Source organism: Helcobacillus sp. ACRRO (genome assembly GCF_022347125.1).
GTDB classification, from domain to species: Bacteria; Actinomycetota; Actinomycetes; order Actinomycetales; family Dermabacteraceae; genus Helcobacillus; species Helcobacillus massiliensis.
Genome location: NZ_JAKRNG010000005.1, coordinates 20,844 through 46,552 on the forward strand (window position 1 = coordinate 20,844; position 25,709 = coordinate 46,552).

Annotated in this window: 26 protein-coding genes and 2 tRNA genes; 8 read left to right on the top strand and 20 right to left on the bottom strand. The window is 68.8% G+C overall.

The window, feature by feature from the left end; all coding sequences use genetic code 11:
• Positions 1-67: 67 nt before the first annotated feature.
• Entirely contained in the window at positions 68-553 is a 486-nt protein-coding gene (locus tag MHY20_RS02820; protein ID WP_183374631.1) for a peptide deformylase, read from the bottom strand.
• Positions 550-1,020, bottom strand: a complete 471-nt coding sequence (locus MHY20_RS02825; protein WP_239374480.1) for an OsmC family protein — start codon at positions 1,018-1,020, stop codon at positions 550-552. Before MHY20_RS02825 ends, MHY20_RS02820 begins: the two co-directional genes overlap by 4 nt.
• A gap of 139 nt (positions 1,021-1,159) precedes the next feature.
• Here MHY20_RS02825 and MHY20_RS02830 point away from each other — a divergent pair, with 139 nt between their 5' ends.
• Positions 1,160-1,375 carry a hypothetical protein gene (locus tag MHY20_RS02830; RefSeq protein WP_239374483.1) on the top strand — a complete coding sequence of 72 codons (216 nt, stop codon included), beginning with the start codon at positions 1,160-1,162 and terminating at the stop codon, positions 1,373-1,375.
• A gap of 151 nt (positions 1,376-1,526) precedes the next feature.
• Here the strand turns inward: MHY20_RS02830 and MHY20_RS02835 are convergent.
• The 7 genes from MHY20_RS02835 to MHY20_RS02865 form a co-directional block, all read right to left on the bottom strand.
• Positions 1,527-1,603: transfer RNA gene (locus tag MHY20_RS02835), tRNA-Ile, on the bottom strand.
• A gap of 203 nt (positions 1,604-1,806) precedes the next feature.
• Positions 1,807-1,881, bottom strand: a tRNA-Asn gene (locus tag MHY20_RS02840).
• 113 nt (positions 1,882-1,994) lie between these two features.
• Entirely contained in the window at positions 1,995-3,440 is a 1,446-nt protein-coding gene (locus MHY20_RS02845; RefSeq protein ID WP_239374486.1) for an MFS transporter, read from the bottom strand.
• A gap of 36 nt (positions 3,441-3,476) precedes the next feature.
• Positions 3,477-5,489 carry a DNA primase gene (dnaG, locus tag MHY20_RS02850; RefSeq protein WP_183374636.1) on the bottom strand — a complete coding sequence of 671 codons (2,013 nt, stop codon included), beginning with the start codon at positions 5,487-5,489 and terminating at the stop codon, positions 3,477-3,479.
• 66 nt (positions 5,490-5,555) lie between these two features.
• Positions 5,556-6,872 (bottom strand): deoxyguanosinetriphosphate triphosphohydrolase, encoded by a 1,317-nt coding sequence (locus MHY20_RS02855; protein WP_239374547.1) that lies wholly within the window; start codon positions 6,870-6,872, stop codon positions 5,556-5,558.
• A 3-nt stretch (positions 6,873-6,875) separates the two neighbouring features.
• Entirely contained in the window at positions 6,876-8,027 is a 1,152-nt protein-coding gene (dusB, locus tag MHY20_RS02860) for a tRNA dihydrouridine synthase DusB (RefSeq protein ID WP_239374735.1), read from the bottom strand.
• Between the two features lie 186 nt (positions 8,028-8,213).
• Positions 8,214-9,605 (bottom strand): glycine--tRNA ligase, encoded by a 1,392-nt coding sequence (locus MHY20_RS02865; RefSeq protein ID WP_239374550.1) that lies wholly within the window; start codon positions 9,603-9,605, stop codon positions 8,214-8,216.
• A 139-nt stretch (positions 9,606-9,744) separates the two neighbouring features.
• On the opposite strand from MHY20_RS02865, the gene MHY20_RS02870 reads away from it, so the two are divergent.
• From MHY20_RS02870 to MHY20_RS02890, 5 genes are read left to right on the top strand one after another with little or no spacing between them, the layout of a single operon-like run.
• Complete coding sequence (locus tag MHY20_RS02870) at positions 9,745-10,773, top strand: metal ABC transporter substrate-binding protein (protein WP_239374553.1); 1,029 nt, start codon at positions 9,745-9,747, stop codon at positions 10,771-10,773.
• Positions 10,770-11,576, top strand: a complete 807-nt coding sequence (locus tag MHY20_RS02875; RefSeq protein WP_239374556.1) for a metal ABC transporter ATP-binding protein — start codon at positions 10,770-10,772, stop codon at positions 11,574-11,576. The genes MHY20_RS02870 and MHY20_RS02875 overlap by 4 nt, the downstream gene beginning before the upstream one ends.
• The gene (locus MHY20_RS02880) at positions 11,573-12,421 is read left to right on the top strand and encodes a metal ABC transporter permease (RefSeq protein WP_239374559.1); all 849 of its coding nucleotides are present in this window, start codon (positions 11,573-11,575) and stop codon (positions 12,419-12,421) included. Before MHY20_RS02875 ends, MHY20_RS02880 begins: the two co-directional genes overlap by 4 nt.
• Before the next feature lie 10 nt (positions 12,422-12,431).
• A complete protein-coding gene (locus MHY20_RS02885; RefSeq protein ID WP_239374562.1) occupies positions 12,432-12,872 on the top strand; it encodes a Fur family transcriptional regulator in 441 nt (146 codons plus the stop codon).
• Positions 12,873-12,875: 3 nt separating this feature from the next.
• Positions 12,876-13,418 (top strand): VTT domain-containing protein, encoded by a 543-nt coding sequence (locus tag MHY20_RS02890; protein WP_239374565.1) that lies wholly within the window; start codon positions 12,876-12,878, stop codon positions 13,416-13,418.
• Here MHY20_RS02890 and MHY20_RS02895 read toward each other — a convergent pair.
• From MHY20_RS02895 to hrcA, 11 genes are all read right to left on the bottom strand, one after another.
• Positions 13,398-14,228: an isoprenyl transferase gene (locus MHY20_RS02895; protein ID WP_239374568.1), complete on the bottom strand. Its 831-nt coding sequence runs from the start codon at positions 14,226-14,228 to the stop codon at positions 13,398-13,400. The two genes, MHY20_RS02890 and MHY20_RS02895, sit on opposite strands and share 21 nt — an antisense overlap.
• The gene (recO, locus tag MHY20_RS02900) at positions 14,225-14,977 is read right to left on the bottom strand and encodes a DNA repair protein RecO (protein WP_239374571.1); all 753 of its coding nucleotides are present in this window, start codon (positions 14,975-14,977) and stop codon (positions 14,225-14,227) included. Before recO ends, MHY20_RS02895 begins: the two co-directional genes overlap by 4 nt.
• Positions 14,974-16,782: a 2-isopropylmalate synthase gene (gene leuA, locus MHY20_RS02905; protein ID WP_239374574.1), complete on the bottom strand. Its 1,809-nt coding sequence runs from the start codon at positions 16,780-16,782 to the stop codon at positions 14,974-14,976. Before leuA ends, recO begins: the two co-directional genes overlap by 4 nt.
• A gap of 167 nt (positions 16,783-16,949) precedes the next feature.
• Entirely contained in the window at positions 16,950-17,888 is a 939-nt protein-coding gene (gene era, locus MHY20_RS02910) for a GTPase Era (protein ID WP_239374577.1), read from the bottom strand.
• On the bottom strand, positions 17,885-19,198 hold the full coding sequence (locus MHY20_RS02915; protein WP_239374580.1) for a hemolysin family protein: 1,314 nt from the start codon (positions 19,196-19,198) through the stop codon (positions 17,885-17,887). Before MHY20_RS02915 ends, era begins: the two co-directional genes overlap by 4 nt.
• Complete coding sequence (ybeY, locus tag MHY20_RS02920; RefSeq protein WP_239374583.1) at positions 19,195-19,686, bottom strand: rRNA maturation RNase YbeY; 492 nt, start codon at positions 19,684-19,686, stop codon at positions 19,195-19,197. Before ybeY ends, MHY20_RS02915 begins: the two co-directional genes overlap by 4 nt.
• Complete coding sequence (locus tag MHY20_RS02925) at positions 19,683-20,690, bottom strand: PhoH family protein (RefSeq protein ID WP_239374586.1); 1,008 nt, start codon at positions 20,688-20,690, stop codon at positions 19,683-19,685. Before MHY20_RS02925 ends, ybeY begins: the two co-directional genes overlap by 4 nt.
• A gap of 2 nt (positions 20,691-20,692) precedes the next feature.
• Positions 20,693-21,034: an HIT domain-containing protein gene (locus tag MHY20_RS02930; protein ID WP_239374589.1), complete on the bottom strand. Its 342-nt coding sequence runs from the start codon at positions 21,032-21,034 to the stop codon at positions 20,693-20,695.
• A 73-nt stretch (positions 21,035-21,107) separates the two neighbouring features.
• Positions 21,108-21,872, bottom strand: coding sequence for a 16S rRNA (uracil(1498)-N(3))-methyltransferase (locus MHY20_RS02935; protein WP_239374592.1), 765 nt, complete (start codon positions 21,870-21,872; stop codon positions 21,108-21,110).
• On the bottom strand, positions 21,869-23,017 hold the full coding sequence (locus tag MHY20_RS02940) for a J domain-containing protein (RefSeq protein ID WP_239374595.1): 1,149 nt from the start codon (positions 23,015-23,017) through the stop codon (positions 21,869-21,871). The genes MHY20_RS02935 and MHY20_RS02940 overlap by 4 nt, the downstream gene beginning before the upstream one ends.
• Before the next feature lie 62 nt (positions 23,018-23,079).
• Positions 23,080-24,096, bottom strand: coding sequence for a heat-inducible transcriptional repressor HrcA (gene hrcA, locus MHY20_RS02945; protein ID WP_239374598.1), 1,017 nt, complete (start codon positions 24,094-24,096; stop codon positions 23,080-23,082).
• A gap of 179 nt (positions 24,097-24,275) precedes the next feature.
• Here hrcA and MHY20_RS02950 point away from each other — a divergent pair, with 179 nt between their 5' ends.
• Both MHY20_RS02950 and MHY20_RS02955 read left to right on the top strand, forming a co-directional pair.
• Entirely contained in the window at positions 24,276-25,166 is an 891-nt protein-coding gene (locus tag MHY20_RS02950; protein WP_183374670.1) for a DUF3097 domain-containing protein, read from the top strand.
• A gap of 18 nt (positions 25,167-25,184) precedes the next feature.
• Positions 25,185-25,679, top strand: coding sequence for a hypothetical protein (locus MHY20_RS02955; protein ID WP_239374600.1), 495 nt, complete (start codon positions 25,185-25,187; stop codon positions 25,677-25,679).
• The last annotated feature ends 30 nt before the right edge of the window (positions 25,680-25,709 follow it).

Consider the following 25,709-nt stretch of genomic DNA (forward strand, 5'->3'; position numbering starts at 1 on the left):
AAGCGTCTTCCCCACGAATCGATTCGCTGCCCGGATGGTCTGCTGGCCCCAGGTGAGCCAGTTCAGGTTAGAGGGTCTCTCTGATAGCGCGCAGCGCCTTCTTTCGGACGCTGCGCTCGAGGCCGTCGATGTACAGCTCGCCGTTGAGGTGGCCGACTTCGTGCTGGATGAGGCGGGCGATGATGCCGTCGCCTTCGAGGGTGACCTTGCGGCCGTCGAGGTCGATGCCTTCGCAGGCCGCTTCCGCGCCGCGGATGCGGGGGAAGAAGAGGCCGGGCACGCTCAGGCAGCCTTCGTCGCCGTCTTGGGTCTCCTCGGAGACATGGGTGATGACGGGATTGAGGATGTAGCCGATGTCGCCGTCGATGTTCCAGGAGAACGCGCGGGAGGCCACGCCGATCTGGTTGGCGGCGAGGCCGGCGCGGCCGTCTTCGTCGACGGTCTCCAGCAGGTCCTCCACGAGCTGTCGGACTCCGGGGGTGATGGCGGTGATGGGGTCGCACTCGGTGCGCAGGACGGGGTCCCCGACGACGCGGATACTGCGGTAGGTCATGCGTTCTGGTCCTTTTCGGCGGCGTTGATGATGGTGTGGCGCATCGCGGGGTCCGCGGTGACGGTGCGCTCCACGGTGCAGCCGCGTCCGATGACCTTGGAGAGCAGGTCGGTGAGGCGGGCCTGTTCGTCCTCGGTGAGGCCGGAGAGGTCGAGTTCGATCTCCTCGGCGATGTCGAGGTAGCGGTTCTCCTTCTCGTCGGAGGTGGCGCGTGCGGTGATGCGCAGCGCGAAGTCCTCGCCGAGACGGTGGGCGGCCGAGTTGTCCATGGTCATGCCGGCGCAGCCGATGAGGGAGAGCTTGAGCAGCTCCCCGGGGGTGATGCGGCCCTCGCCGCGGCCGATGGGGATGCTGACGCCGCGGACGTTGAAGCCAGTGAGTTCGCGCTCGGCGGTGCGCTCCACCCAGACGTCGGTTCCCTCGGGCGCGTTGTCGCGGGGGAATTCGCGTGGGGACTTCACGGACATGTCTCTCCTGGGTGGTGGGCCGACGGATGCCTGCGCACGCGAATTCTGCGGCACCGGCATGGATCCATCGGTCAGTGTATCCGGGCCCTGACCGGAGGGACGATTCAGGACGGGACCGGCGCGGTCCGCAGGCGAAGGCGTGAGCGAATGGACCTGGCCGGGAAGCCCCGAAGTCGACCCCGAGCCCCGAGCCCGCCGCGCGCCCTTCCAGCTGGGCGTGGTGACTGCTCTCATCGCTGTGGTGGCGCTGCTGTTCGGCGCGAAGACCATCAACCGCGGACTGAACAGGCACGAAGGCGCGACCAGCACCCAGCTCGAAGCGGAGGCCGTGGTCGTGGGCGACATGGCGGACTGACCCCGACCGCACTGATCTCGGCGGCGTCCGCCGACCGATTGCATGGGGCACCATCTCCCCTGCGGCCGGCTCACTGCAATGCCGGCACCAATGAACCCCAGGCTTGGGCCGCGCACCCGTCGGGCGCCTCGGCCGGTGGCCTGGGGTTTCGTGGTGGGCCCAGCGGGGCTTGAACCCGCGACCAATGGATTATGAGTCCAGTGCTCTGACCAGCTGAGCTATGGGCCCTGATCAACGCTCCATTATTCCGCACCCGCCGCCGCCCAGGAAATCAGCACGCCGACATCACTCGGCGTCACGACCATCCCGCTGTCCGGGCAGGTGGGGGCGGCCGCGTGCCGCACGAGAATCCTCTGGGTGCTCAGCGCAGGGTGTCGATATGGGCCCCGAACGCGAGAAGGGCCCCGGCATCAGCCGGAGCCCTCATCATATGGCTCCCCCAGTTGGATTCGAACCAACAACCCCTCGATTAACAGTCGAGTGCTCTGCCGTTGAGCTATGGGGGATCAACGAGATATGACTCTACCAGGACTGACTCGCACGAATCCAATTGAGAAGCCGCTCCCGGGCCTTTTATGACTGATGCCACGATTCGCGCCCCGGTGGGCCCCACCGCGGGTCAGGACTGGGCGGCGCGCGCGGCCGCCATGTCCCGCTTCTCGCGTCGGCGGTCCACCAGAGTCAGCACGAACGCACCGAGCATCAGTGCAATGATCACCGCGACCGAGGTGCGGAACGCTTCCACCCAGGGAGCGCCCCTGTCGAGCATGGAGAACAGGATACCGGGGATCAGTGCTGTGCCGACGGCCGCACCCATCCGCTGTCCCAGCGACAGCACACCCCCGGCGACACCGCCGAACCGCGGGTCCACCGCGTTGAGCGTCAGAGTCTGGTTCGGTGAGATCGTCAGGCCCTGACTGAAGCCGAACATGAGCAGCGCGGCCGCGAACCACCAGTGACTGATGCGACCGGACTCCACCAGCGGAACGATCAGCACCATCGTCACCATGGCGAAGAACGCCAGCGCGAAGCCGGCAGCCACGAGTCGGCGCCCGAGTCGGAGCACGTAGCGGCCGCCCAGCTGCGAGGAGAACATCGCCGCGATCGAACTGGGCAGACCGATCAGGGACGCCTCGAACGCGGAGAGGTGCAGGCTTGTGATCATGTACACCGGCACGAGGATCCACACGCTGGTGGCGCCGAGGAAGTACACGGTGATGATGGCGATGCCGTTGCGGAACGACGGCTGCTGCAGCAGCGCCAGGTCCACCATGGGCTGGCGGCCGCGCTGCTTGTACCGCTTCTCCCACAGCGCCCACCCGGCGAACATCACCAGGGCGACGCCGAGCAGGGCGTAGACCCATGGGTTGCCGCGCGTCATGAACGGCACCATGAACGAGATGATGCCGGCGGTCAGCAGGATCGTCCCCATCGGGTCGAGGTCCAGTTTCGAATCCACACGGACCCGGTCCTGCGGAAGCCAGCGCAGCGCGAGGACCATGGTGGCGATGCCGATCGGCACGTTCAGCAGGAAGATCATGCGCCACCCGAGCGCCGACCCGAACAGTTCGATCAGCACACCGCCGACCACGGGGCCGATCGCGGTCGCGACCGCGACAGTCGTTCCGAACATCGCGAACGCCGCTGCACGCTTCTGCCCGTGGAAGTGCTGCTGGATCAGACCGATCGCCTGCGGGTTCAGCAGACCCGACCCGATGCCCTGCAGAATGCGGGCCACGATGAGAGTTCCCTCGTTGGGAGCGAGCGCTGAGACGAGAGAGCCGAGGGTGAAGACCCCGACACCGATGACGAGCAGCCTCCGTCGCCCGGTGGCGTCCCCAGCGCGCCCCGACGGCACCAGGAAGACCCCGAACGCGAGGGCATAGCCGGACAGCATCCACTGCAGACCGGTGCTGGTGGTGTCGAGAGACTCGGAGATCGCAGCGAGTGCCACGTTGATGACGGAGATCGCCACCAGCGCCATGAAGAGCGGTGCGAGCAGGACAGCGAGAATGCGCCGCGGGTGGATGGGTGCCTGGGAGATCCTCGGTTCAGCTGCGCTCACCCGATCCACTGTAGCGGGCGGGCCGGGCTGACGGCGTCAGAGGTCGTCGGCGTGCAGGGCCCGCCGCTGCTCCTGGATCGCGGACATCCGCGTCATCACCTTCGTGTACTCCTCCTGATCGGTGCGCGGATCCAGCCGCGCGAGGCGGTGGCGCAGCAGGGAGTACTCGTGGGTGAAGCTCAGCTCGGTCAGCCGCGTCATCAGCGACGCGCCGAGCCGCACCAGCTGCTCCTCGGTGCGGGCCGGCAGCTCCAGGGACGCCAGCTCCACGATCAGGGGCCTGAGCGTGTCCCCGGCGATCTCCATGACCGCGTCGAGGAACCGGGCAGGGCTGAGCTGGCCGGTGACGGCGTCCTCCAGGCTCGCGGTGGCGAGGATGCAGTCCCAGATGGACTGCAGCGCGGTGGTCCGGAAAGCCTCATCGGGCAGCAGTGTGACGGCAACCGGGTCGAGCACCTGCGGTGACTGCAGCATCAGCGCGAGCGACTGCATCTCCACGATGCCGACGGGGTCTCGGCGCGGCATGATGTCCCGCAGCCGCAGCGCCTGCTCCATCGGCGGCTGCTCCTCCCCCGCCGCCCCCTGGTGGGCCGACGCGGCCGCGCCGGGCTGCTGCGCGGTGGGGTCGTGTCGGTGCAGCTGCTGCTCGTTCGCCTGGTGGCGGGCCTGCTTCGCGGCGTCCTGCACGGCCCGGCCGACGGTGCGCTCATCCATCCCGAGCCACCCGGACAGCCTCCGGGCGTACTCGGGGCGCAGCGCCTTGTCCCGGATCTGCGCCACCACCGGCGCTGCCATGCGCAGACCCGCGACCTGCCCTTCGGCGGTGTCGAGGTCCACATGCTTGAGGGCGGCGCGGATCGCGAACTCGAACATGGGGACACGGGAGTCGATGAGGTCCCGCAGCGCCTGGTCGCCGCGCTGGATGCGCACGTCGCACGGGTCGAGCCCGCCGGGCTCCACGGCGACGAACGTCTGTGCCACGAACCGCTGGTCCTCGCCGAACGCCTTCAGTGCGGCCTTCTGGCCGGCCTCGTCGCCGTCGAAGGTGAAGATCACTTCACCGCCGAGGCCGGCACCGCCCTGTCCGAACCCGGAGCCGAGGCGGAGTCCGGCCGTGGCGGCGGTGTCGCCCATGATGCGGCGCACCACGGTGACGTGGTCGCCGCCGAATGCGGTGCCGCAGGACGCGACCGCGGTCTCGATCCCCGCCAGATGCGCGGCCATCACATCGGTGTAGCCTTCCATCACCACCACCTGCCGCTGTGTGGAGATCGCCCTGCGGGCGAGGTCCAGGCCGTACAGGACCTGCGACTTCTTGTAGATGGGTGTTTCGGGGGTGTTGAGGTACTTCGGGCCCTTGTCGTCCTCGAAGAGGCGGCGGGCGCCGAAGCCGATGGTGGCGCCGGTGACGTCACGGATGGGCCAGGTGAGGCGTCCGCGGAACCTGTCGTACACGCCGCGCTGCCCCTGGGAGACGAGCCCGGAGACGCTCAGTTCCTTCTCGGTGAAGCCTCGGCCGCGCAGGTGCCGCAGCAGGGTGTCCCAGCCCTGCGGCGCGAACCCGACCCCGAACTTCTCGGCGGCGGCGCGGTCGAATCCGCGCTCTCCGAGGAATCGGCGCGCGGTCTGCGCCTCCGGGGAGGCGAGCTGCTCACGGTAGAACTCCTCCGCCACGCGGTGCGCTTCGAGCAGGCGCTGGCGGGAGGCGAAATCGGTGCGGCGCTCCCCACCGGAACCGGTGTCCTCGTAGCGCAGCGTGACCCCCGCTTTGGTGGCGAGGTATTCGACCGCTTCCACGAACGACAGGTGGGAGATCTTCTGGACGAAGGCGATGACGTCGCCGCCCTCGCCGCAGCCGAAGCAGTGCCAGTGGCCGAGGGCGGGCCGGATGTGGAAGGACGGGGTCTTCTCGTCGTGGAACGGGCACAGGCCCTTCATCGAACCGACACCGGCGGTGCGCAGGGTGACGTGCTCGGAGACGATCTCGTCCAGGCGGGATCGTTCGCGCACCAGCTGGATGTCCTCGCGCCGAATCAGCCCGCCTGCCATCGATTCCGCCTTCCTTCCGCCGCTGCCGGCCCCACTGTATCCGCTCGTCGACCCCTGGTCCGGGGATTATGCCGTCGGCAGATCGGGCCCGAGGCCCGGCAGCGGTTCGTCGAGAGCGGAGGCGCTGGAGCCGCTGCCGAACAGTTCGGCGTGCAGCCGCACCGCCATCACGTCGGTGAAGGACGCGATCTGGTCGATGATGACCCGTTCGCGCTCGTCCCCGTCGGCCGCGCGGTCCCACAGGCTGCGGAACAGAGGGTTGAGGTGGGTGCGGCCGGTGCTGCGCAGCGCGGCGTGCAGGTCGGTGATGATCTGCTCCTGCTGCTCGTACACGGGCTGCTGTTCACGGCTGCTCATCACGTAGGCGGCGGCGAGGCCCTTGAGCACGGAGATCTCCAGCGCCGTCTCCTCCGGCACCACCACTTGCCCCTGATAGCGGGCGATCGGGTCGGTGCCGTACTCGGCCTGCGTCGCGGTGACGACGGCCGAGACGAAGCGGCCGATCAGCTGGGAGGACAGGTCCTTCAGTGCGGCGGAGTCGGCGAGGTTCCCGGTGTACTCATGGAGCCACGCGGGGTCCGCTTCGAGGCGGGTGAGGGCGGTGTCGAGCTCGTCGATGCTGCGGGTGGGGGTGTACCAGTCCTGCACCACGTAGAGCGCGGCGCTGCGCTCCATCGGGTCATGCAGCAGGGCGGGATTCATGCGGAACCCGGTGACGGCGTCCTCGATGTCGTGCACGGAGTAGGCGATGTCATCGGAGATGTCCATGACCTGCGCCTCGAGGCACTGCTGCTGGGCGGGGGCGCCGTCGCGGACGAAGTCGAACACGGGGAGGTCGTCCTCGTACACACCGAACTTCGGGGACGACGGGTTCGGGCCCTCACCGCGGCGCCACGGGTATTTGATGGACGCATCCAGGGCCGCGCGGGTCAGGTTGAGGCCGTAGGAGCGGTCCGCGTCCAGCACTTTGGGTTCGAGGCGGGCCAGCAGGCGCAGGCTCTGCGCGTTCCCTTCGAAGCCGCCGACGGGATCCGCGAGCGTGTTGAGCACGCGCTCCCCGTTGTGGCCGAACGGCGGGTGACCGAGGTCGTGGGCGAGGCAGGCGAGGTCCACGAGGTTCGGGTCGCAGCCGAGCTCCTCGGCGATGTCACGCCCCACCTGCGCCACTTCGAGGGAGTGGGTGAGGCGGGTGCGGACGAAGTCGTTCTCGCCGGCGCCGAGGACCTGAGTCTTCGCTCCGAGGCGGCGCAGTGCACTGGAGTGGAGGACCCGGGCGCGGTCGCGCTGGAACGGGGTGCGGTTCTGCGACTTCGGCGGCTCCTGGAAGAAGCGGTCGAGGTCGGCAGCGGTGTAGCCGGCGGGGATGCGGGGTGAGCGGGCCACGGATCAGCCTCCGGAGATCGACAGTTCGGCCTCGTGGAGCCGGGTGCGGTGCTCGTCGGTCAGCTCACGGGAGATCAGCCATCCGTCGGGCATGTGGGTGCGCTTGGGGCGCCCGGCCCGGCCGCGCGGCCCCTCCACGGTCTCACCGGGGTACGGGGAGTCCCAGTCGAGGCGGGACAGCTTCTGATCGAGGTCCGCGATGGACTCCATGGTGGCGAGGGCATGGCGCAGCTCGCCGCCGACGGGGTATCCCTTGAAGTACCAGCCGACGTGTTTGCGCAGGTCGCGCACGCCCCGCTCCTCGGATTCGAAGAACTCGGTGAGCAGTACCGCGTGGCGGCGCAGGGTCCGGCAGACGTCGCCGAGGGTCGGGCGCACCCGGTCGGGGCGACCCGCGAAACCGGCGGCGAGGTCGGCGAACAGCCACGGGCGGCCCTGACAGCCGCGGCCCACCACAACACCGTCGCAGCCCGTCTCCTCCACCATCCGCAGAGCGTCCTCGGCCGTCCAGATGTCGCCGTTGCCGAGCACGGGGATGTCCGTGACGGCGTTCTTGAGGGCGGCGATGGCGTCCCACTGTGCGGTGCCGGAGTAGTGCTGGTTCGCGGTGCGGCCGTGCAGAGCGATCGCGGCGGCACCGACCTCCTGCGCGATGCGGCCCGCATCCAGGTAGGTGAGGTGGTCCTCGTCCACACCCATGCGGGTCTTCACGGTGACGGGGACATCACCGGCGGCCTCCACGGCGCCGCTGACGATCTGGGTGAACAGTTCGGTCTTCCACGGCAGCACCGCGCCGCCGCCCTTGCGGGTCACCTTCGGGACGGGGCAGCCGAAGTTGAGATCGACATGGTCGGCGAGGTCCTCCTCCACGAGGAGGCCGACGGCTGCGCGGACCGTGGCGGGATCCACGCCGTACAGCTGGATGGAACGCGGGCGCTCCCGCTCCCCCATCTTCACCATGCGCATGGTTTCGGGTTTGCGCTCCACGAGGGCGCGGCTGGTGACCATTTCGGACACGAAGAAGCCGCCGTCGTTGTCCGAGTGCATGGCGCCGAATTCGCGGCACAGCAAGCGGAACGGCTCATTGGTGACGCCGGCCATGGGGGCGAGCACCACGGGGGTGTCGGACGTCAGCGGGCCGATGGTCAGCGGCATGCGGTCAGCGCCGACGGGCGCGTCACCACTGACGGCGGCGGCGCTCGTGGGCGCGGCGGATTCAGGCGTGGAGGGATGGGGCATGGCCCCATTGTCCCAGAGGTGCACAGCGGTTCCTATGGCGACGCCTGGTCCCGTCGGTCACATGCCGCCGGGACCAGGCGTCAGCTCAGGTCACTGTGCAGATCAGGCACCGACGAGGCGCTGCGCGAGGTAGCCGGTGACCTCGCTCAGCGGCACGCGCACCTGCTCCATCGAGTCGCGTTCGCGAACGGTGACGGCCTGGTCCTCGAGGGTGTCGAAGTCGACCGTGATGCAGAACGGGGTGCCGATCTCGTCCTGGCGGCGGTAGCGGCGACCGATCGCGCCGGAGGTGTCCACGTCCACGTTCCACAGTCCGCGCAGCTCATCGGCCAGCTTCGTGGAGATCGGGACGAGGTCCTCGCTCTTGGACAGCGGAAGCACGGCGGCCTTGATCGGCGCGATGCGCGGGTCCAGGCGCAGGACGGTGCGCTTGTCCACCCCGCCCTTGGTGTTGGGAGCCTCGTCCTCTTCGTACGCTTCCACCAGGAACGCCATCATGGCGCGAGTGAGGCCGAAGGACGGTTCGATCACGTACGGCACGTAGCGGTCACCGCTGGCCTGGTCGTGGTAATGCATCGACTTGCCGGAGGCCTTCTCGTGGGAGCCGAGGTCGAAGTCGGTGCGGTTGGCCACGCCCATCAGTTCGCCCCATTCGCTGCCCTGGAAGCCGAAGCGGTACTCCAGGTCGATGGTGGCGTCGCTGTAGTGGGCGCGCTCCTCATCGGGCACATCGAACTTCCGCAGGTTCTCCTCGCTGATGCCGAGGTCGATGAACCAGTTCCAGCAGGCCTCGACCCAGGAGTCGAAGTGCTCATCGGCCTGCTCAGCGGGGGTGAAGTACTCGATCTCCATCTGTTCGAACTCGCGGGTGCGGAAGATGAAGTTTCCGGGCGTGATCTCGTTGCGGAAGCTCTTGCCGATCTGCCCGATGCCGAACGGCGGCTTGATCCGCGCGGTGGTGGCGACGTTGAGGAAGTTGACGAAGATCCCCTGCGCGGTCTCGGGGCGCAGGTAGTGCAGGCCGGTCTCGTTGTCCACGGCGCCGAGGTAGGTCTTCATCAGGCCGGAGAACTGCTGCGGGTCGGTGAACTCACCCTTGGTGCCGCAGGAGGGGCAGGCGATCTCCGCGGTGCCGCCCTCGGGGGCGCGGCCCTTCTTCTCCTCGAACGCTTCGATGAGGTGGTCCTCACGGAATCGGTTGTGGCACTGGCGGCACTCCACGAGCGGGTCGGTGAAGGTGGCGACGTGCCCGGAGGCCTCCCACACGGCGGTGGGCAGGATGATGCTGGAGTCCAGGCCCACCATGTCCGCGCGGGACTGCACGAAGGTGCGCCACCAGTGACGCTTGATGTTCTCCTTCAGTTCCACACCCAGAGGCCCGTAGTCCCATGCCGACCGGGTGCCGCCGTAGATCTCACCGGCGGGGAAGACGAAACCTCGGCGCTTCGCGAGGGCGATGACGCTGTCGAGCTTGGACGGTGCGGGCTTGGCCACGTGTGTCTCCTTCTGCGGGGTCTCCGCGGGCGGGCGATGGAGTTCCCATCCAGGATATCCGAGTCCTTCGGCACACTCGGACAGCCGGCGGGGCGGTTCTCCTTGCCGCCCACCACCCCGCTCACTGATAATGGTTCCCATGAATGAAGTGACTCCGTCGGCCCCCGCACCCACACCCCAGCGCACCCGCATGCCGCACCTCAGCGCCGCCCTGACCCGCCGCTCCTTCGGCGCCCTGCTGGGCGGCGGAGCGCTCGCCGCGGCCCTCGCCGCCTGCGGCGGGAAGTCGGCCGACGGGGACGGCGTGAGCGTGGTGGCCACCTGCTACCCACTGGTGCACATCGCCCAGCGCATCGGCGGTGACGCCGTCACCATCATCAACCCCGTCAAACCGGGCGTGGACCCCCACGGCCTCGAGCTCTCGCCCGCCCAGGCCACCGAGATCACCCAGGCGGATGTGCTGGTGCACATCACCGGCTACCAGGCCGCCGTGGACGACCTCGTGAAGCAGCAGAAGCCCGACAACGTCCTCGCCGTACACGAGGTGACCGACCTGCTGCACGCCGGCGAGAGCGCTGAGGAGCACGCCGATCACGCCGATCACGGTGATGAGCACGACCACGCCGGTGAGGGCCACGACGGTCACGACCACGGCATCTACGATCCGCACTTCTGGTTCGACCCCACCAAGATGGCGGAGGTCGCGACCGCCCTCGCGAAGCGCCTCGGTGAGATCGACACCTCCGGTGCCGCCGACTTCGAACAGCGTGCGAAGTCCTTCACCGCAGACATGGAGAAGCTGGATGCTCAGCTGAAGTCCACCTTCGACTCCGTGTCGGGCCCGAAGACCTTCATCACCTCCCACGAAGCATTCGGGTACCTCGCGGCCCGCTACGGCCTCAAGCAGGTCGGCATCTCCGGCATCGACCCGGAGAGCGAACCCAGCCCGAAGCGTCTGCGCGACCTCCAGAAGGTCATCAAGGACGAAGGCGTCACCACCGTGTTCTTCGAAACGACCGCGTCCCCGAAGGTCGCCAAGTCCCTCGCCGATTCCACCGGTGCGAAGGCGGAGGAGCTGGACAACCTGGAGCAGCAGCTCGATGAGAAGAAGGACTATTCTCAAGTCATGATCGAGGACGCTGAAAAACTGGTCGCATCGTGGCAGTGAGGGCCGAGCACACCCCCACCGCTGCATCCCCCTCCACCCCGGCAAGCTCTGACGGCCCCGACACCTTCATCCGCTTGGAGGGCGCCACGGTGGTGCGCTCCGGTGTGCGCGTGCTCGACTCCGTCTCCACCGCCATCGGCGAAGGCGAGTTCGTGGCCGTGATCGGGCCCAACGGGTCCGGCAAGTCCACTCTCATGCGCGCCATGATCGGCATCCTGCCGCTCGCGGAGGGCCGCGCATGGATCCACGGCGACCCGGTTCGGCACCGCGCCGCCCACGACTGCATCGGCTACGTGCCGCAGACCAGTGCGGAGATCGGCAACATCGCCGCGACCGCGCGCGAAGCGGTCTCCGCGGGTCTGCTGAACTCCCGCTCGCTCTTCCTGCGCCGCGACCGCCGACGGGTCGACGAGGCCCTGGACACGGTCGGCATCTCCCACCTCGCGGACCGGCCCATCACCGACATGTCCGGCGGACAGCGCCAGCGGGTGATGATCGCCCGCGCCCTCATCCGCCGCCCGCAGGTGCTGCTGCTGGACGAGCCGTTCACCGGTGTGGACGCCTCCAGCCAGGAGCAGATCGCCCAACTGATCGGCGACCTCAACGCCGGCGGCACCACCGTCATCGTGGTGCTCCACGAAACGGGACCGCTGCGCTCCCTGCTGACCCGCGCGATCCTCCTGGAGCAGGGCCGCATCGTGCATGACGGCCCCGTCCCCGACCGCCTTCCCCACGACCCCGCCGATGACCACCACGTGGACCCGATCATTGAGGAGTGCATCGGCCAGGAGTTCACCCCATGAGCCCTTTCGAGCTGCTCAGCTCCCCCATCATCCGCGACCCGCTGATCATCGCTCTGCTCGTCGGCCTGACCGCCCCCGTGGTCGGCACGTACCTGGTGCAGAAGCGGCTCTCGCTGCTCGGTGACGGCCTCGGCCACGTCGCGCTGACGGGTGTGGCGGTCGGCTGGCTCGTCGCCTCTCTCACCGCCCTCTCCCCCGACGTGCTGGCCGTGCCCGGCGCTCTGGTCGCCGCCGTCGCAGGCGCTGTGATGATCGAATGGGTGCGCATAGCCGGGCACACCAGCCGCGACACTGCTCTGGCGATCCTGTTCTACGGCGGCATCGCCGGCGGTGTGGTCCTCATCCAGCTCGCCGGCGGCACCTCCCAGTCCCTGATGGCGTACCTCTTCGGGTCGCTGTCCACGGTGACGCGCTCGGACCTGCTGATCGCGGCCGTTCTCGCCGTGGTGGTGCTGCTGATCGGCGTGGGGCTGCGGCCCCTGCTGTTCGCCGTCACCAGCGACGAGGAGCATGCGCAGGCGATCGGCCTGCCGGTGCGGATGGTCAACATCCTGATCGCTGTGATGGCGGCGCTGACGGTGACCCTGGCGATGCGGATCGTGGGTGCGCTGATGGTGTCGGCGCTGATGATCGTGCCGGTGGCGGCGGCACAGTCGATGGTGCGCGGCTTCTCCCGCACCATGAACGTCGCCATCGTCATCGGGGTGCTGTGCTCGGTGGCGGGCCTGCTCATCACCGTGTTGGTGGATCTGCCGCCGGGCGGTGTGATCGTTCTGCTGTCCATCGCCGTGTACATCGTGGGTCTGCTCGCATCCGCTCTCATTCCCCGCCGCGGCGTGGGATGATGGAGCGACTATGACTAAGGTTGTCCGCCAGACTCGTCAGCGCACCGCCATCCTCAACTGTTTGGCGACCGAGCGCGACTTCATGACCGCGCAGCAGCTGTATGAGCTGTTGCGCGATGATGACCAGCCGGTGGGCCTCGCCACGGTCTACCGCAACCTGCAGTCCCTCGTGGACGCGGGCCTGGTCGATGTGCTCATCACCGATGAGGGCGAAGCGATCTACCGCCAGTGCCGCATCGAAGAGCACCACCATCATCTGCTGTGCCGCGTCTGCGGCCACACGATCGAGTTCGTGGCGCCCGAGCTGGAGCGCTGGGCGCACCGCATTGCTCAGGAGAACGGCTTCACCGATCTCCACCACACGATGGAGATCTACGGCCTGTGCCCCAAGCATCAGGAGAGCGCTGAGCCCACGGGCGATGCTGCAGCCTCTGCAGAGCAGTCCGGCTGAGCCGTGCTCGACTGGATCCGGTCACTGCCGCTGATCCCCGCGATCGCGTTTCTTCTCGTGGTGATCTACCTGCGCGCCGGCGCCACCTATGCGCTCGGCCGCTTCGCCACGCAGTTGGCGCACCGCAGCCGCCTGCGCCGCTTCCTGGAGTCCGCGGCAGTCGCGAGCGCTCAGGACAAGCTCGCTCGCTGGGGTGCTCCGCTGGTGGCGCTGAGCTTCCTCACCGTCGGTTTCCAGACCGCGGTCAATGCCGCTGCCGGCGTCGTCCGGATGCCGCTGCGGCGCTACCTGCCGGCGCTCGCCGTCGGAGGCTTCCTGTGGGCGGTCATCTACGCCACGGCGGGGCTGGCGGCGTTCAGCCTGTGGTGGCGCCTGCTGGTGGCGAACCCGCTGGCAGCGGTCCTCGTGGTGCTCGCGATCGTCGGCGCCGCCATGGTGATCCGCGGGGGCCGACGGGCGCGTGCGCGACTCAGATCCCCGGCGACGCCGTTGGCTGGGGCGGCCGACCGTCAGGGCACTGGCAGCTCATCCGTCCGCGCTGACTGACGCGGGGCCCTGCCCCTCGCTCACCTGTTGAGGGCGGTCCACGGCGCCCCCGAAGCGCCGATCGCGCTTCGCGTACTCCTCGATGGCGCGCCACAGCACCACCCGGTCCACATCCGGCCACATCTCCTCGATGAACAGCAGCTCCGCGTACGCGCTCTGCCACAGCAGGAAGTTCGAGGTGCGCTGCTCCCCCGAGGACCGAAGGAACAGGTCGACTGGCGGCATATCGGGCGCGTACAGGTGGAACTCGATGGTCGAGGAGCGGATCCGTGACGGCTTCAGGCCCCCTTCGGCCGCCTCCTCGGCGATGCGGCGCACCGCGTCCACCAGTTCGGCGTGCCCGCCGTAGTTCACGCACATGTACAGCGTCAGGCGGGTGTTGTGCCGTGTCAGCTCCTCAGCGGCCTGCAGCTCGCTGATGACGGATCGCCACAGCCGCTGCGGCCGGCCGATCCAGACAATCCTCACGCCCCATTCGTTGAGGGTGTCGCGCTGGCGGCGCAGAACCGACCGGGAGAAGCCCATCAGGAACCGCACCTCCTCCGGGGAGCGCGCCCAGTTCTCGGTGGAGAACGCGTACGCGCTCAGGTGCGTGACCCCTATCTGCAGCGCGCCGGCGACCACATCCAGCAGGGCCGCCTCACCGGCTTCGTGACCGGCGGTGCGGGGCAGACCGCGGCGGTTCGCCCACCGGCCGTTGCCGTCCATCACCACCGCGATGTGCTGGGGGACGAAGCGCGCCGGGATCACTGGGGGCTGCGCGCCCGACGGGTGCTGGCCGATGGATCCGGGCAGGGGCTTCGTGGTCACTGGGGTCCTCTCTGGTAGCGCTCCACATAGTGCAGGGCGCGGATGCCGCGCTCCAGATGCCAGGTCAGAGTGCTGGCGATCAGGGCAGCGGCCTGGTTCTGGGTGCGATCGTCGGAGTCCAGGACGTTCTCCCAATCCCCGGCGAGCAGGAAGATCATATGCTCGATGACCCTCGGTCGCACACCGACGGCGCCGGGGCGCCGGCACTCCGAGCAGACCACGCCGCCGGCTGCGACGTCATAGGCGACATGGGGCCCGTCGGCCCCGCAGGTGGCGCAGGTGCGCAGCTGCGGAGTCCAGCCGGCGCTGGCGGTGGCGCGCAGCAGGAACGAGTCCAGCAGCAGCATCGGCGGCCGGGAGCTGTCCGCGATCGCGGCAAGGGCGGACAGCACCAGCAGGTAGAAGTCGTTCGAGGAGTCGATGCCCTCATCGCTGAGCCGCTCGGCGGTCTCCGCTACGGCCGTGGCGGCGGTGAACCGGTCGTAGTCCTCCGCGATGCGGCTGGAGTAGCCGGTGATGGTGACGGCCTGGGCGATGACGTCCAGACTGCGACCGCGGCGCAGCTGCAGATCGACCCGCTGGAACGGTTCGAGGCGGGCGCCGAAGCGGGAGGCCGTGCGCCGCACGCCCCGCGCCGACGCCCGCACCTTGCCGTGCCGTCGGGTCAGCAGCGTGATGATGCGGTCGGCTTCACCCAGGGGCTGGGTGCGCAGCACGACCGCTTCATCACGGATGAGCCGGGAGATCACCGACGGATCTTCGCCGCCCGGTTCAGCGCCGAGACCAGGGCCTGCATGGAGGCGCGGGTGATGGAGCCGTCGATGCCGACGCCCCAGTAGATCGCCTCATCGATCTCGGCTTCGATGTAGGCGGCGGCGAGGGAGTCATCGCCCTCAGCCAGTGCGTGCTCCGCGTAGTCGAGGATGCGCACCTTCACGCCCTTGGAGTCCAGTGCCTTCACGAAGCCGTCCAGGGGTCCGTTGCCCAGACCGGTGATCTCCTCCACGTGGTCGTCGACCACCATCTCCACGGTGATGCGGTCGGTGCCTTCGCCTTCGGACACCTGGTGCATACCGCGGAAGCTGAAGCGGCCCCAGCGGTCAGCGGGCTTCGGCGCCGGCAGGTACTCGTCCCGGAACGCCTCCCACAGCGCCTCGGGCGACACCTCGCCGCCCTCGGAGTCGGTGAGGTGCTGCACGATCCCGGAGAACTCGATCTGGAGGCGGCGCGGCAGGTCCAGGCCATGCTCGGTGCGCAGCAGGTACGCCATCCCGCCCTTGCCGGACTGGGAGTTGACGCGGATGACCGCTTCGTAGGAGCGGCCCACGTCCTTGGGATCCACCGGCAGGTAGGGGACGCGCCAGATGCTGTCCTCGACGCTCCTGCCGGCCTTCGCGGCATCGGACTCCATCCGCTCCAGGCCCTTCTTGATGGCGTCCTGGTGGCTGCCGGAGAAGGCGGTGAAGACGAGGTCGCCGCCGTAGGGGGTGCGCTCGTGCACGTTGATCTGGTTGCAGTGCTCCACGGTGCGGCGGATCTCATCCATGTCCGAGAAGTCGATCTGCGGGTCCACGCCCTGGGTGAAGAGGTTCATGCCGAGGGTCACCAGATCCACGTTGCCGGTCCGCTCACCGTTGCCGAACAGGCATCCTTCGATGCGGTCCGCGCCGGCCATGTAGCCGAGCTCGGCGGCGGCGACCGCGGTGCCGCGGTCGTTGTGGGGGTGCAGGGAGAGCACCAGGGAGTCGCGGCGGTCGAGGTTGCGGTGCATCCACTCGATGGAGTCGGCGTAGACGTTCGGGCTCGCCATCTCCACCGTCGCCGGGAGGTTGATGATCATCTTGTCCTCGGGCGTCGGCTTGATCGTATCGATCACGGCGTTGCAGACCCGCAGGGCGTACTCCAGCTCCGTGCCGGTGAAGGACTCCGGGGAGTACTGGTAGCTGATCTTCGTGTCCGGGATGGTCTCCTCGTACTTGCGGCACAGCAGTGCACCCTGCACGGCGATGTCGAGGATGCCGTCCTCATCGGAGCGGAACACCACGTCGCGCTGCACGATGGAGGTGGAGTTGTACAGGTGGACGATGGCGTGCTTCGCGCCCTCAAGAGCCTGGTAGGTGCGCTCGATGAGGTGCTCACGGGACTGGACGAGCACCTGGATGGTGACGTCGTCAGGGATGCGGTCCTCTTCGATGAGGGTGCGCACGAAGTCGTAGTCGGTCTGGGAGGCCGACGGGAACCCGACCTCGATCTCCTTGTAGCCCATCCGTACGAGCAGGTCGAACATGCGCAGTTTGCGCTCGGAGTTCATCGGGTCGATGAGCGCCTGGTTGCCGTCGCGCAGGTCCACGGCGCACCAGCGGGGCGCGCGGGTGATGATGGTGTTCGGCCAGGTGCGGTCCGGCAGGTCCACGCGGATCTGCTCGTGGAACGGCTGGTAGCGGTGGATCGGCATGGCCGACGGCTGCTGGGGCGCATCGCCCCTCTGCCCTGTCACGGGAACAGTCGGGGCCTGGGCGGCGGCGAAGGCGGTGGCTGCTGCGGAGTCGTTCATGGTGTGGTCCTCAACGTCGATGTGATCAGTCGCCGGGCATGAGGGGCCTCCGCGACGAGGACCCGGCGTCAGGACTCGTCGCGGCGGATAAGCAGGAGGTCCGCACGGCGGTTGAGAAGCAGCATGGCCCCGAGTCTACGCGCCTGTCTCTGACTGTGAACAGCGTGTCAGAATCCGAGACGGCCGAGCTGCTTGGGGTCCCGCTGCCAGTCCTTGGCGACCTTGACCCGAATGTCCAGGTGCACCGGGCGGCCCATCAGCTTGCGGATCTGCCGGCGAGCGGTCGTCCCGACCTTCTTCAGGTGAGCACCGCCCTTGCCGATCACGATGCCCTTCTGCGAGTCCCGCTCCACGAACAGGGACACGCGCACCACCAGCCGGCCCTCCCCCGGCGCCATCTCTTTGAACGTGTCGCCCTCGGGGTCCTCCTCGACGATCTCCTCCACAACGGCGGCGAGCGAATGCGGCAGTTCGTCGCGGACGTCGGCGAGCGCGGCTTCGCGCACGAGTTCGGCGATGCGGTCCTCGATCGACTCCTCGGTGAGGACGCCGTCGGGGTAGAGTGCGGGGCCCTCCGGCAGGTGGGAGGCGATGACGCGGGTGACCACGTCGATCTGGGTTCCCTCCACCGCGGAGATCGGGACGATCTCGTCGGCGTCGATGAACTGGGAGACCGCCACGAGCTGATCGGCGAGCTGGTCGCGGCTCACCAGGTCCGCCTTCGTCACGATGACCACGATGACGGGCCGGGATCGGTTCGCTCGGATCTCGGCGAGGGCCTGCGCGATGTAGCGGTCGCCGGGGCCGATCTTCTGGTCCGCTGGGATGCAGAACCCGACCACGTCGACATCGGTGAGGGTTTCGTTGACGAGGTCGTTGAGCCGGCGCCCCAGCAGCGTGCGGGGCCGGTGGACTCCGGGGGTGTCCACCAGGATGATCTGGGCGTCCTCGGTGGTGAGGATGCCGCGGATGGCGCGCCGGGTGGTCTGCGGCTTGTCCGAGGTGATCGCGACCTTCTCCCCCACCAGGGCGTTGGTGAGGGTGGACTTGCCGACGTTGGGTCGGCCCACGAGGGCGGCGAAGCCGCTGCGGTGCACGTCGGTCATTCGTTCTCTCCTTCGGTGACGGGGAGCTCCCCGGTGAGGGCGGCCTCGCGGGGGGCGCGGGAGACCACGATGGCGCTGACGCGCTTGCGGCGGCCGCTGATCTTCTCGGCCACCATGTGCAGACCGTGCGCGTCGGCCTCGGAGCCGACGATCGGGACCCTGCCGAGGGCCTTGCCGAGGAGCCCGCCGATGGTGTCGACGTCGTCGTCGTCGATCTCCATGTCGAACAGATCGCCCACCTCGGACAGCTTCTCCCGGGCGGGCACGAGGAACGCGCCGCCGGACATCGGCACGGCGGCCGCTTCATGACGGTCATGCTCATCGGAGATGTCGCCGACGATCTCCTCCAGGATGTCCTCGATCGTGACGATGCCGGAGACGCCGCCGTACTCGTCGGTCACGATCGCGACATGCACGCGGCTGGTGCGCATCTGGTTCATGACCTCGTCCGCGCCGACGAACTCGGGCACGAAGCGCACCTGGCGCATGATGTCGGTGACGGGGCGGTCAGCGCCCGGGTTCCACGGCGAGTGGATAGCCCGCATGACGTCCTTGAAGTACAGCATGCCCAGCAGGTCGTCGACGCTCTCACCGATCACGGGGATGCGGGAGAAGCCGGAGCGGACGAACAGGCGCATCGCCTTCTCGGCGCTGGCGTCGGACTGGATCGTGACCATGTCGGTGCGCGGCACCATCAGCTCGCGGATGAGGGTGTCGCCGAGGTCGAACACGCCGCGGATCATGTCCCGCTCGTCGTCCTGCAGCTCTTCGCCTTCGCTGGCGCGGTCCACCATCTGCCGCAGTTCGTCCGCGGTCGCGAACGGCCCGCCGGCGTACTTCCCGCCGGGTGTGGCGGCGTTCGCGATGTGCACCAGCAGGCGGGACAGCGGACCGAGCACCGTCCGGCAGGTCCGGATCAGCGGGGAGAGGCGGATCAGGACGGCGTCGGGGCTGCGCCGGCCGATGGTGCGGGGCGATGCGGAGGACGCGATGAACGAGATCAGGCCCGCCATCACCATGGCGAGCAGCAGCGGTGTCCAGAGGCCGTCGATCGTTTCGAACAGGATCGCGGTGATGATGACGACGTACGCACTCTCCGCGAGCACTCGCCCGAGCGCAAGGGTGGACAGGGTGGTGTGCGCGTCCTGGTGCAGGTGCAGGACACTCTCGCGCTTCTTCTCCGACTTCTCCTCGAGCGCCCGCTCCAGCGAATGCTTGGATGCGGACATCATGGCGGCCTCACAGGCCGCGATGAGGGTGGCGACCACCACGGCCAGAGCCGCGAGGACGCCGATCAGCACGAGGATCACGCGCGGCCGCCCGTGTCGGTGATGTGGGCACTGCCGCCGCGGGAGGCGAGGAAGGTGAGCAGGAGCTTGCGCTGCAGGGTGAACATGACGCGCTCCTCCTCCGGCTCCACATGGTCGTAGCCGAGAAGGTGGAGGATGCCGTGGGTGGTCAGCAGCAGCATCTCCTCCTCGGGTGAGTGCCCGGCGATGCGGGCCTGCTTCGCGGCGACCGTCGGGCAGATGACGATGTCACCGAGCAGGCCCTCGGATGCGAGCTGGTCCTCGCTGCCCTCGCGCAGCTCGTCCATCGGGAAGCTCATGACGTCGGTCGGTCCGTCGAGGTCCATCCACCGCTTGTGCAGGTCCTCCATCGCGTCCTCATCCACGAACAGGATGGACAGTTCGGTCGCCGGGTGGAGGAACATCTGCTCGAACACGTACCGGGCGAGGTCGGTGAACTCCCGTTCGTTCAGCCGGTGCGTGGTCTCGTTGTTCACTTCGATGGTCATCGGCGGTCCTTCTTCCCGCTGGCTGAGTCCCACTGAGCGTAGGCGTCGACGATGTCGGAGACGAGGCGGTGGCGCACCACGTCCTTGGCGCTGAGGTGGCAGAACTCGATGTCGTCCACCTTCTTCAGCACCTTCTCCACCATCCGCAGGCCCGACGGGTGCCCGCCCGGCAGGTCCACCTGGGTGATGTCACCGGTGATGACCATGGTGGAGTTGAACCCGAGCCGCGTGAGGAACATCTTCATCTGCTCGGGAGAGGTGTTCTGCGCTTCATCGAGGATGATGAAAGCGTCGTTGAGGGTACGGCCGCGCATGTACGCCAGCGGCGCCACCTCGATCGTGCCGGCGCCCATCAGCTTCGGAATGGACTCCGGGTCGAGCATGTCGTGCAGGGCATCGTACAGGGGCCGCAGGTACGGGTCGATCTTCTCGTTGAGCGACCCGGGCAGGAATCCGAGCCTCTCCCCCGCCTCCACGGCCGGACGGGTCAGGATGATGCGGTTGACCTGCTTCGACAGCAGCGCCCGCACCGCCTTCGCCACCGCCAAGTAGGTCTTGCCGGTGCCGGCGGGTCCGATGCCGAACACGATCGTGTTCTCTTCGATCGCGTTGACGTAGTCGCGCTGCCCGATGGTCTTGGGGCGGATGGTGCGGCCGCGGGCGGACAGCACGGTCTGGGAGAGGACCTCCGAGACGTTCTGTTCGCGGCGGCGGTCATCGCCGTACATGTGGGCGGCGCGGTGCACCGCTTCGGAGTTCACGACCTCGCCCTTCGCGGCGACGGCGATCAGGGACCGCATGATCGCGTCCGCTCGTCTGATCGCCTGCTCGGGGCCGCGCACCGTGATGCGGTGGCCGCGCATGGAGACGTCGACATCCGGCAGGATCTTCTCGATCACGTTCAGCGCCTGGTCGTTGGCGCCGAGGACGGCCACGGGGTTGAGGTGGTCGGGGATCGCAATGTCCCAGGACCGGATGTCGGGGTCGGTGTCAGCGGATGACAAGCTCAGAGCTCTCCTTCGCTCATGTCGGTGCCGGCGAGGACGTGACCGTGCACGTGGAAGACGGTCTGGCCGGCGGTCTCACCGGTGTTGAAGACGAACCGGAAATCACCGTTCGCCTCCTGCTGCGCGACCGTGCCGGCAGCGGAGGCGACAGCGGCGAGCAGCGCCGGCTCAGCGGACAGCGCCACCACGTTCGGCACGTGCTTGCGCGGCACCACGAGCACGTGCACGGGCGCGGCGGGGTTCAGGTCCTTGAACGCGATGACGTCCTCGTCCTCGTAGACGCGGTCGGAGGGGATGTCGCCGGCGATGATGCGGCAGAACACGCAGTCGTGATCAGTCATGCATCCATCCTACGGGGCGCTCCTGCACCACCGTCCGAGGACGGAGCACCCCACCTGGGACCGCGGCGGGCCCTCACCAGCGGCCGAGAGCGGCGGACAGCACCGCGATCGCGGCCGGACCGGCGGTGGATGCGCGCAGCACGCTGGTGCCGAGCACGCAGCTGAGGGCACCGGCGGCCTGCAGCTGGTCTAGCTCCTCGCTGCTGATGCCGCCTTCGGGGCCCACCACGATGAGGATGTCGCGGGCATCGGCGAGGGCGTCGGTGATGGTGGTGAGGGGACGCTGTTCGGCTTCGTGCAGAACGATCGCGCGGCACCCGTCGGCCTCCCCCTCACGGATCCGCTCCGCGAGTTCGGCGGTGGTGACCACGCCCTCCACACGCGGGAGAATGGGGCGGCGGGACTGTTTGACGGCGGCGCGCACCGTCGCCTCCCATTTGGCGACGCCCTTAAGCTTCTTCGCGCCCTGCCAGCGGACGATGGAGCGGCCCGCCTGCCATGCGAGGACGGCGTCGGCGCCCAGTTCGACGCTGCTCTCCACCGCGCTCTCGTCTCGGCCGCCCTTGGCGAGCGCCTGCACCAGGGTGATCAGGGGGCGCGGCGCCGGGGCATCGGCGGGTTCAGCGGTGAGCTCCGCGGTGAAGCGGGTCTTCGTGGTGGCGGTGACGCGCGCCGCCGCCTGCCGGCCGACGGGGTCGGTCAGCAGCACGTCCTCCCCCGCGCGCAGACGAACCACGGCGGCGCCGTGGCGGCCCTCATCGCCGTCCACCGTGATCGAGTCGCCGGCACGGTGCCCCTCCAGGGCGCCGTCCGGCAGCAGGAAGCTGAGCGCGGTCACAGGTCGCGGAGACGGTCGCGGAGCTTGGAGAACCGGGACTTGCGCCCGGCAGTTCGGGGCTCGTTCGCGGCATTGCGGGGCGCCTCGGCCACGTCCGGTTCGTCGCGGGCGTCGGCGAACTGCCGCAGCAGGTCCTGCTGCTCGCGGGACAGCTTCGTGGGGATCTCCACGTCGACATCCAGGTGGATGTCGCCGCGCTTGTCGGAGCGGAACTGGGTGATGCCGAGGCCGTCGAGGGTGATGATCTCACCGGGCTGCGTGCCCGGGCGGATCTGCACCTCCTTGTCGCCGTCGAACGTGGGCAGGGTGATGGTGGTGCCGAGGGCAGCCGCCACCATGGACACGGTGATGCGGGCGATGAGGTTCGTGCCGTCGCGGTGGAAGGTGTCGTGATCCTCGATGGCGATCTCCACGAACAGGTCGCCGGAGGGGCCGGCGGCCTCGCCGACTTCGCCTTCGCCGCGCAGCTGGATGCGGGTGCCGTTCTCCAGGCCCGACGGGATCGTCACCGTGATGGTGCGCTTCTGCTGGACCCGGCCGTGGCCGGAGCACTCCGTGCAGGGGTTCTCGATGACGTCGCCGTGGCCGTGGCACACGGAGCACGGAGCCATCTGCACCATCTGGCCGAGCAGCGACTGGGTGACGCGCTGCACGTGGCCGGTGCCGGAGCAGGTGGAGCAGCGGCTGGGACTGGTCCCGGGTTCGCAGCAGGAGCCGCTGCAGCGGGTGCAGGCCACCGCGGTGCGGAAGTCGACCTCGGCTTCGGAGCCGAACACGATGTCGTCGAGGGAGACCGCCACGCGGCGCAGGATGTCGTTGCCGCGGCGCTGACGCGGGATCGGGCCCTGGGCGCGGCCCTGGCCGCCGGTGAACATGTCGAAGATGTCGGAGAAGTCGAACGAGGCTCCACCGCCGCCGAAGCCACCGAAGCCGCCGGTTCCACCGCCCATGTCGTACATGCGGCGCTTCTCCGGGTTGGACAGCGTCTCGTACGCCTGGGAGACCTTCTTCATCTGATCCGCGGCGTCCTCACTGGGATTCACATCCGGGTGGAGCTTGCGCGCCGCCTTGCGGTAGGCGCGCTTGATGTCCTCCGCGGATGCGTCGCGGGAGACGCCGAGCAGTTCGTAGAAGTCCTCGTTCACTGATTCCTGTCCTGTCGATTCTGTGCAGTGTGATGGTCGGGGCGTCCGGTGCCGGGGCCGGATCAGCGCAGGAAGCGCGAAATGTAGGCGGCGACGGCGGAGACGGACGAAATGCCGGTGACGTAGTCCATGCGGCTGGGGCCGAGGATTGCGATGCGGCTGGGGGCGTCGTTCTGCCCGAGGCCGCTGTAGGCGGTGCCCACGAGCGCCGCCCGGGACAGCGCCTCATTGGAGAGCTCCTCACCGATGAGCACATCCACGTGGCCGGGGCTGGCGCGCATCGCGGACAGCAGCCGCAGCAGCACCAGGTTCTCCTCCAGCACATCCAGCATCGGCTCCACGTCCGCGGCCTGCTGGGCGGCCCGAGCGAGGTTCGCGGTGCCGGCCATGACGACCCTCTCCTCGCGGCGTTCGTCCAGCAGCTCCGTCAGGGAGGCGATGACCTCCCGGGCGGAGTCCTGCTCGCTCGGGTGGAGGGAGGCGATGAGGTCGTCGAAGGAGGAGGGGGTGTCCAGGACGGAGCGGCCGATGCAGACGCGGTTGATGCGTTCGCGCAGCGCCATGTACTCCTCGGCGCTCGCCGGGTGCTCCAGGGTGATGGTCTGCTGGTCCACGCGGCCGGCGTCGGTGATGAGCACGACGGTCAGCAGGGTGTCGGCCACCTTCACCAGTTCCACGTGCCGCACGTGCGCCTGCCGGATCGCGGGGTACTGCACCACAGCGACCTGCTGGGTGAGCTGGGCGAGGAGGCGGACCGTGCGGGTGAGGAGGTCGTCGAGGTCGTGGGCGCCGTCGAAGAACGCGCGGATGGCGCGCTTCTCCGGGGCGGACAGCGGCTTCACCTGCGCCACGTGGTCCACGAACACGCGGTAGCCCTTGTCGGTGGGGATGCGGCCCGCAGACGTGTGCGGCTGCGTGATGAGGCCCTCATCCTCCAGCACGGACATGTCGTTGCGGACGGTGGCGGCGGAGACGCCGAGCTCGTGCCGTTCGAGGAGGGACTTGGAACCGACGGGTTCGCGGGTGGCGACGAAGTCCTCGACGATGGCGCCGAGGATGTGCAGTTTGCGGTCGTCCACTGCGTCCCTCCTGGTCTGGTCCTGCCTGCGATCCGTTTAGCACTGTGCGTGCGCGAGTGCCAGCCTATCGGGCAGGGCCGCGCCTCCCCAAGGCCCCCTGCTCCCCTGTGAGCGAACAGGCCCGGGCGCGGGGCGCGCCGCACTGAGGGGTCGGCCCGGTGCTTTGCTACGGTCACCGCATGACCTTCGACCGCTACGGATCCGACATCCTCGCCGGCACCGCACAGCCGCACCGGCCGCGTCGCCCCGCCTCCGCCCCTGTGCCCGCCGAGCGCGGCCTCGTGGTCGAGGACGCCTCCACCGGCTGGGTGGGTGCGATCACGCGCGTGGAGAAGACCGCCGGCGCTCATGTGGTCGAGCTGGAGGACCGGCACGGCCGGCTGCGCTCCTTCACCCTCGGCCCCGGGTTCCTCATCGACGGTCGGCCCGTCACGCTGACGCCGCCCCAGCGCCGCGCCCAGACCCCGTCGGCCCCCGGCGGCTCCGGGCAGCGTCTGCGCAGCGCCTCCGGCTCCGTGTACGTGAAGGGCGCGAAGGCGCGGGTGGCGCGCGGGTCCCGCATCTGGGTGGAGGGCCGGCATGACGCCGAGCTGGTGCAGAAGGTGTGGGGGCATGACCTGCGGATCGAGGGTGTGGTCGTGGAGATGCTGGACGGCGCCGACAACCTCGCCGAGCGGGTGCGGGCGTTCGGCCCGGGTCCCGGGCAGAAGCTCGGGATCCTGGTGGACCACCTCGTCGCCGGGTCGAAGGAGACGCGGATCGCCGAGGAGGTGATGCGCCTGCCCGGTGCGCGGGAGCACGTGCTGATCCTCGGCCACCCGTACGTGGACGTCTGGCAGGCGGTGAAGCCGGAGCGGGTGGGCCTGCGCGAATGGCCGCATGTTCCCAAGGGCACGGACATCAAGCAGGGGTCGCTGGCGGCTCTCGGCTGGCCGCATGCCACGAAGGAGGACGTGGGGCTCGGCTGGCAGCGGATCCTGCAGCAGGTGCGGTCCTACGCGGATGTGGAGCCGACTCTGAGCGGCCGGATCGAAGAACTGATCGATTGGGTGACCGCAGAAGGCGACTGACCGCTTAGCATGGTCAGTATGCACAGATCTCACACGGGGCTGATCACTGCCCTGGGCATCCTCACCACCGTCGTCTTCGCCGCCCTCGGCGCCTGGGACATCCTCGCGCTCAACCCGACCCGGATCGTCCCGGGCATGCCCCTGGATCAGATCTACTCCCGGATCAATGCGGAGCCCGCGGCGGGCAGCATGACCATCAACGTCACGTTCGTGGGGGCGTTCGTGGCGATCTCTGTGCTCGCCACGATCATCTGGTCGCTGACGGCCGCGAAGCGCAACCACCCGCCGATGCTGCGGGTCATCGGGTTCCTCGCGGTCATCGCCGCGAGCGGCGCCCTGTTCCTCATCGCATCCCTGCCGATGATCGGGGACCTGTCCATCGCATTCCTCGCGACCGCGGCCGGGCTGTCCACTCTCGGCATCACGCTGCTGGTCATCGCCGGGGTGTGCCTGCTCGCAGCCGGCATCACCTTCGCGGTCCTCGGCCGCGGGTTCATCTCCATCTGGCACTGAACCGGACGGTCTCCGCGCCACATCGCCGCC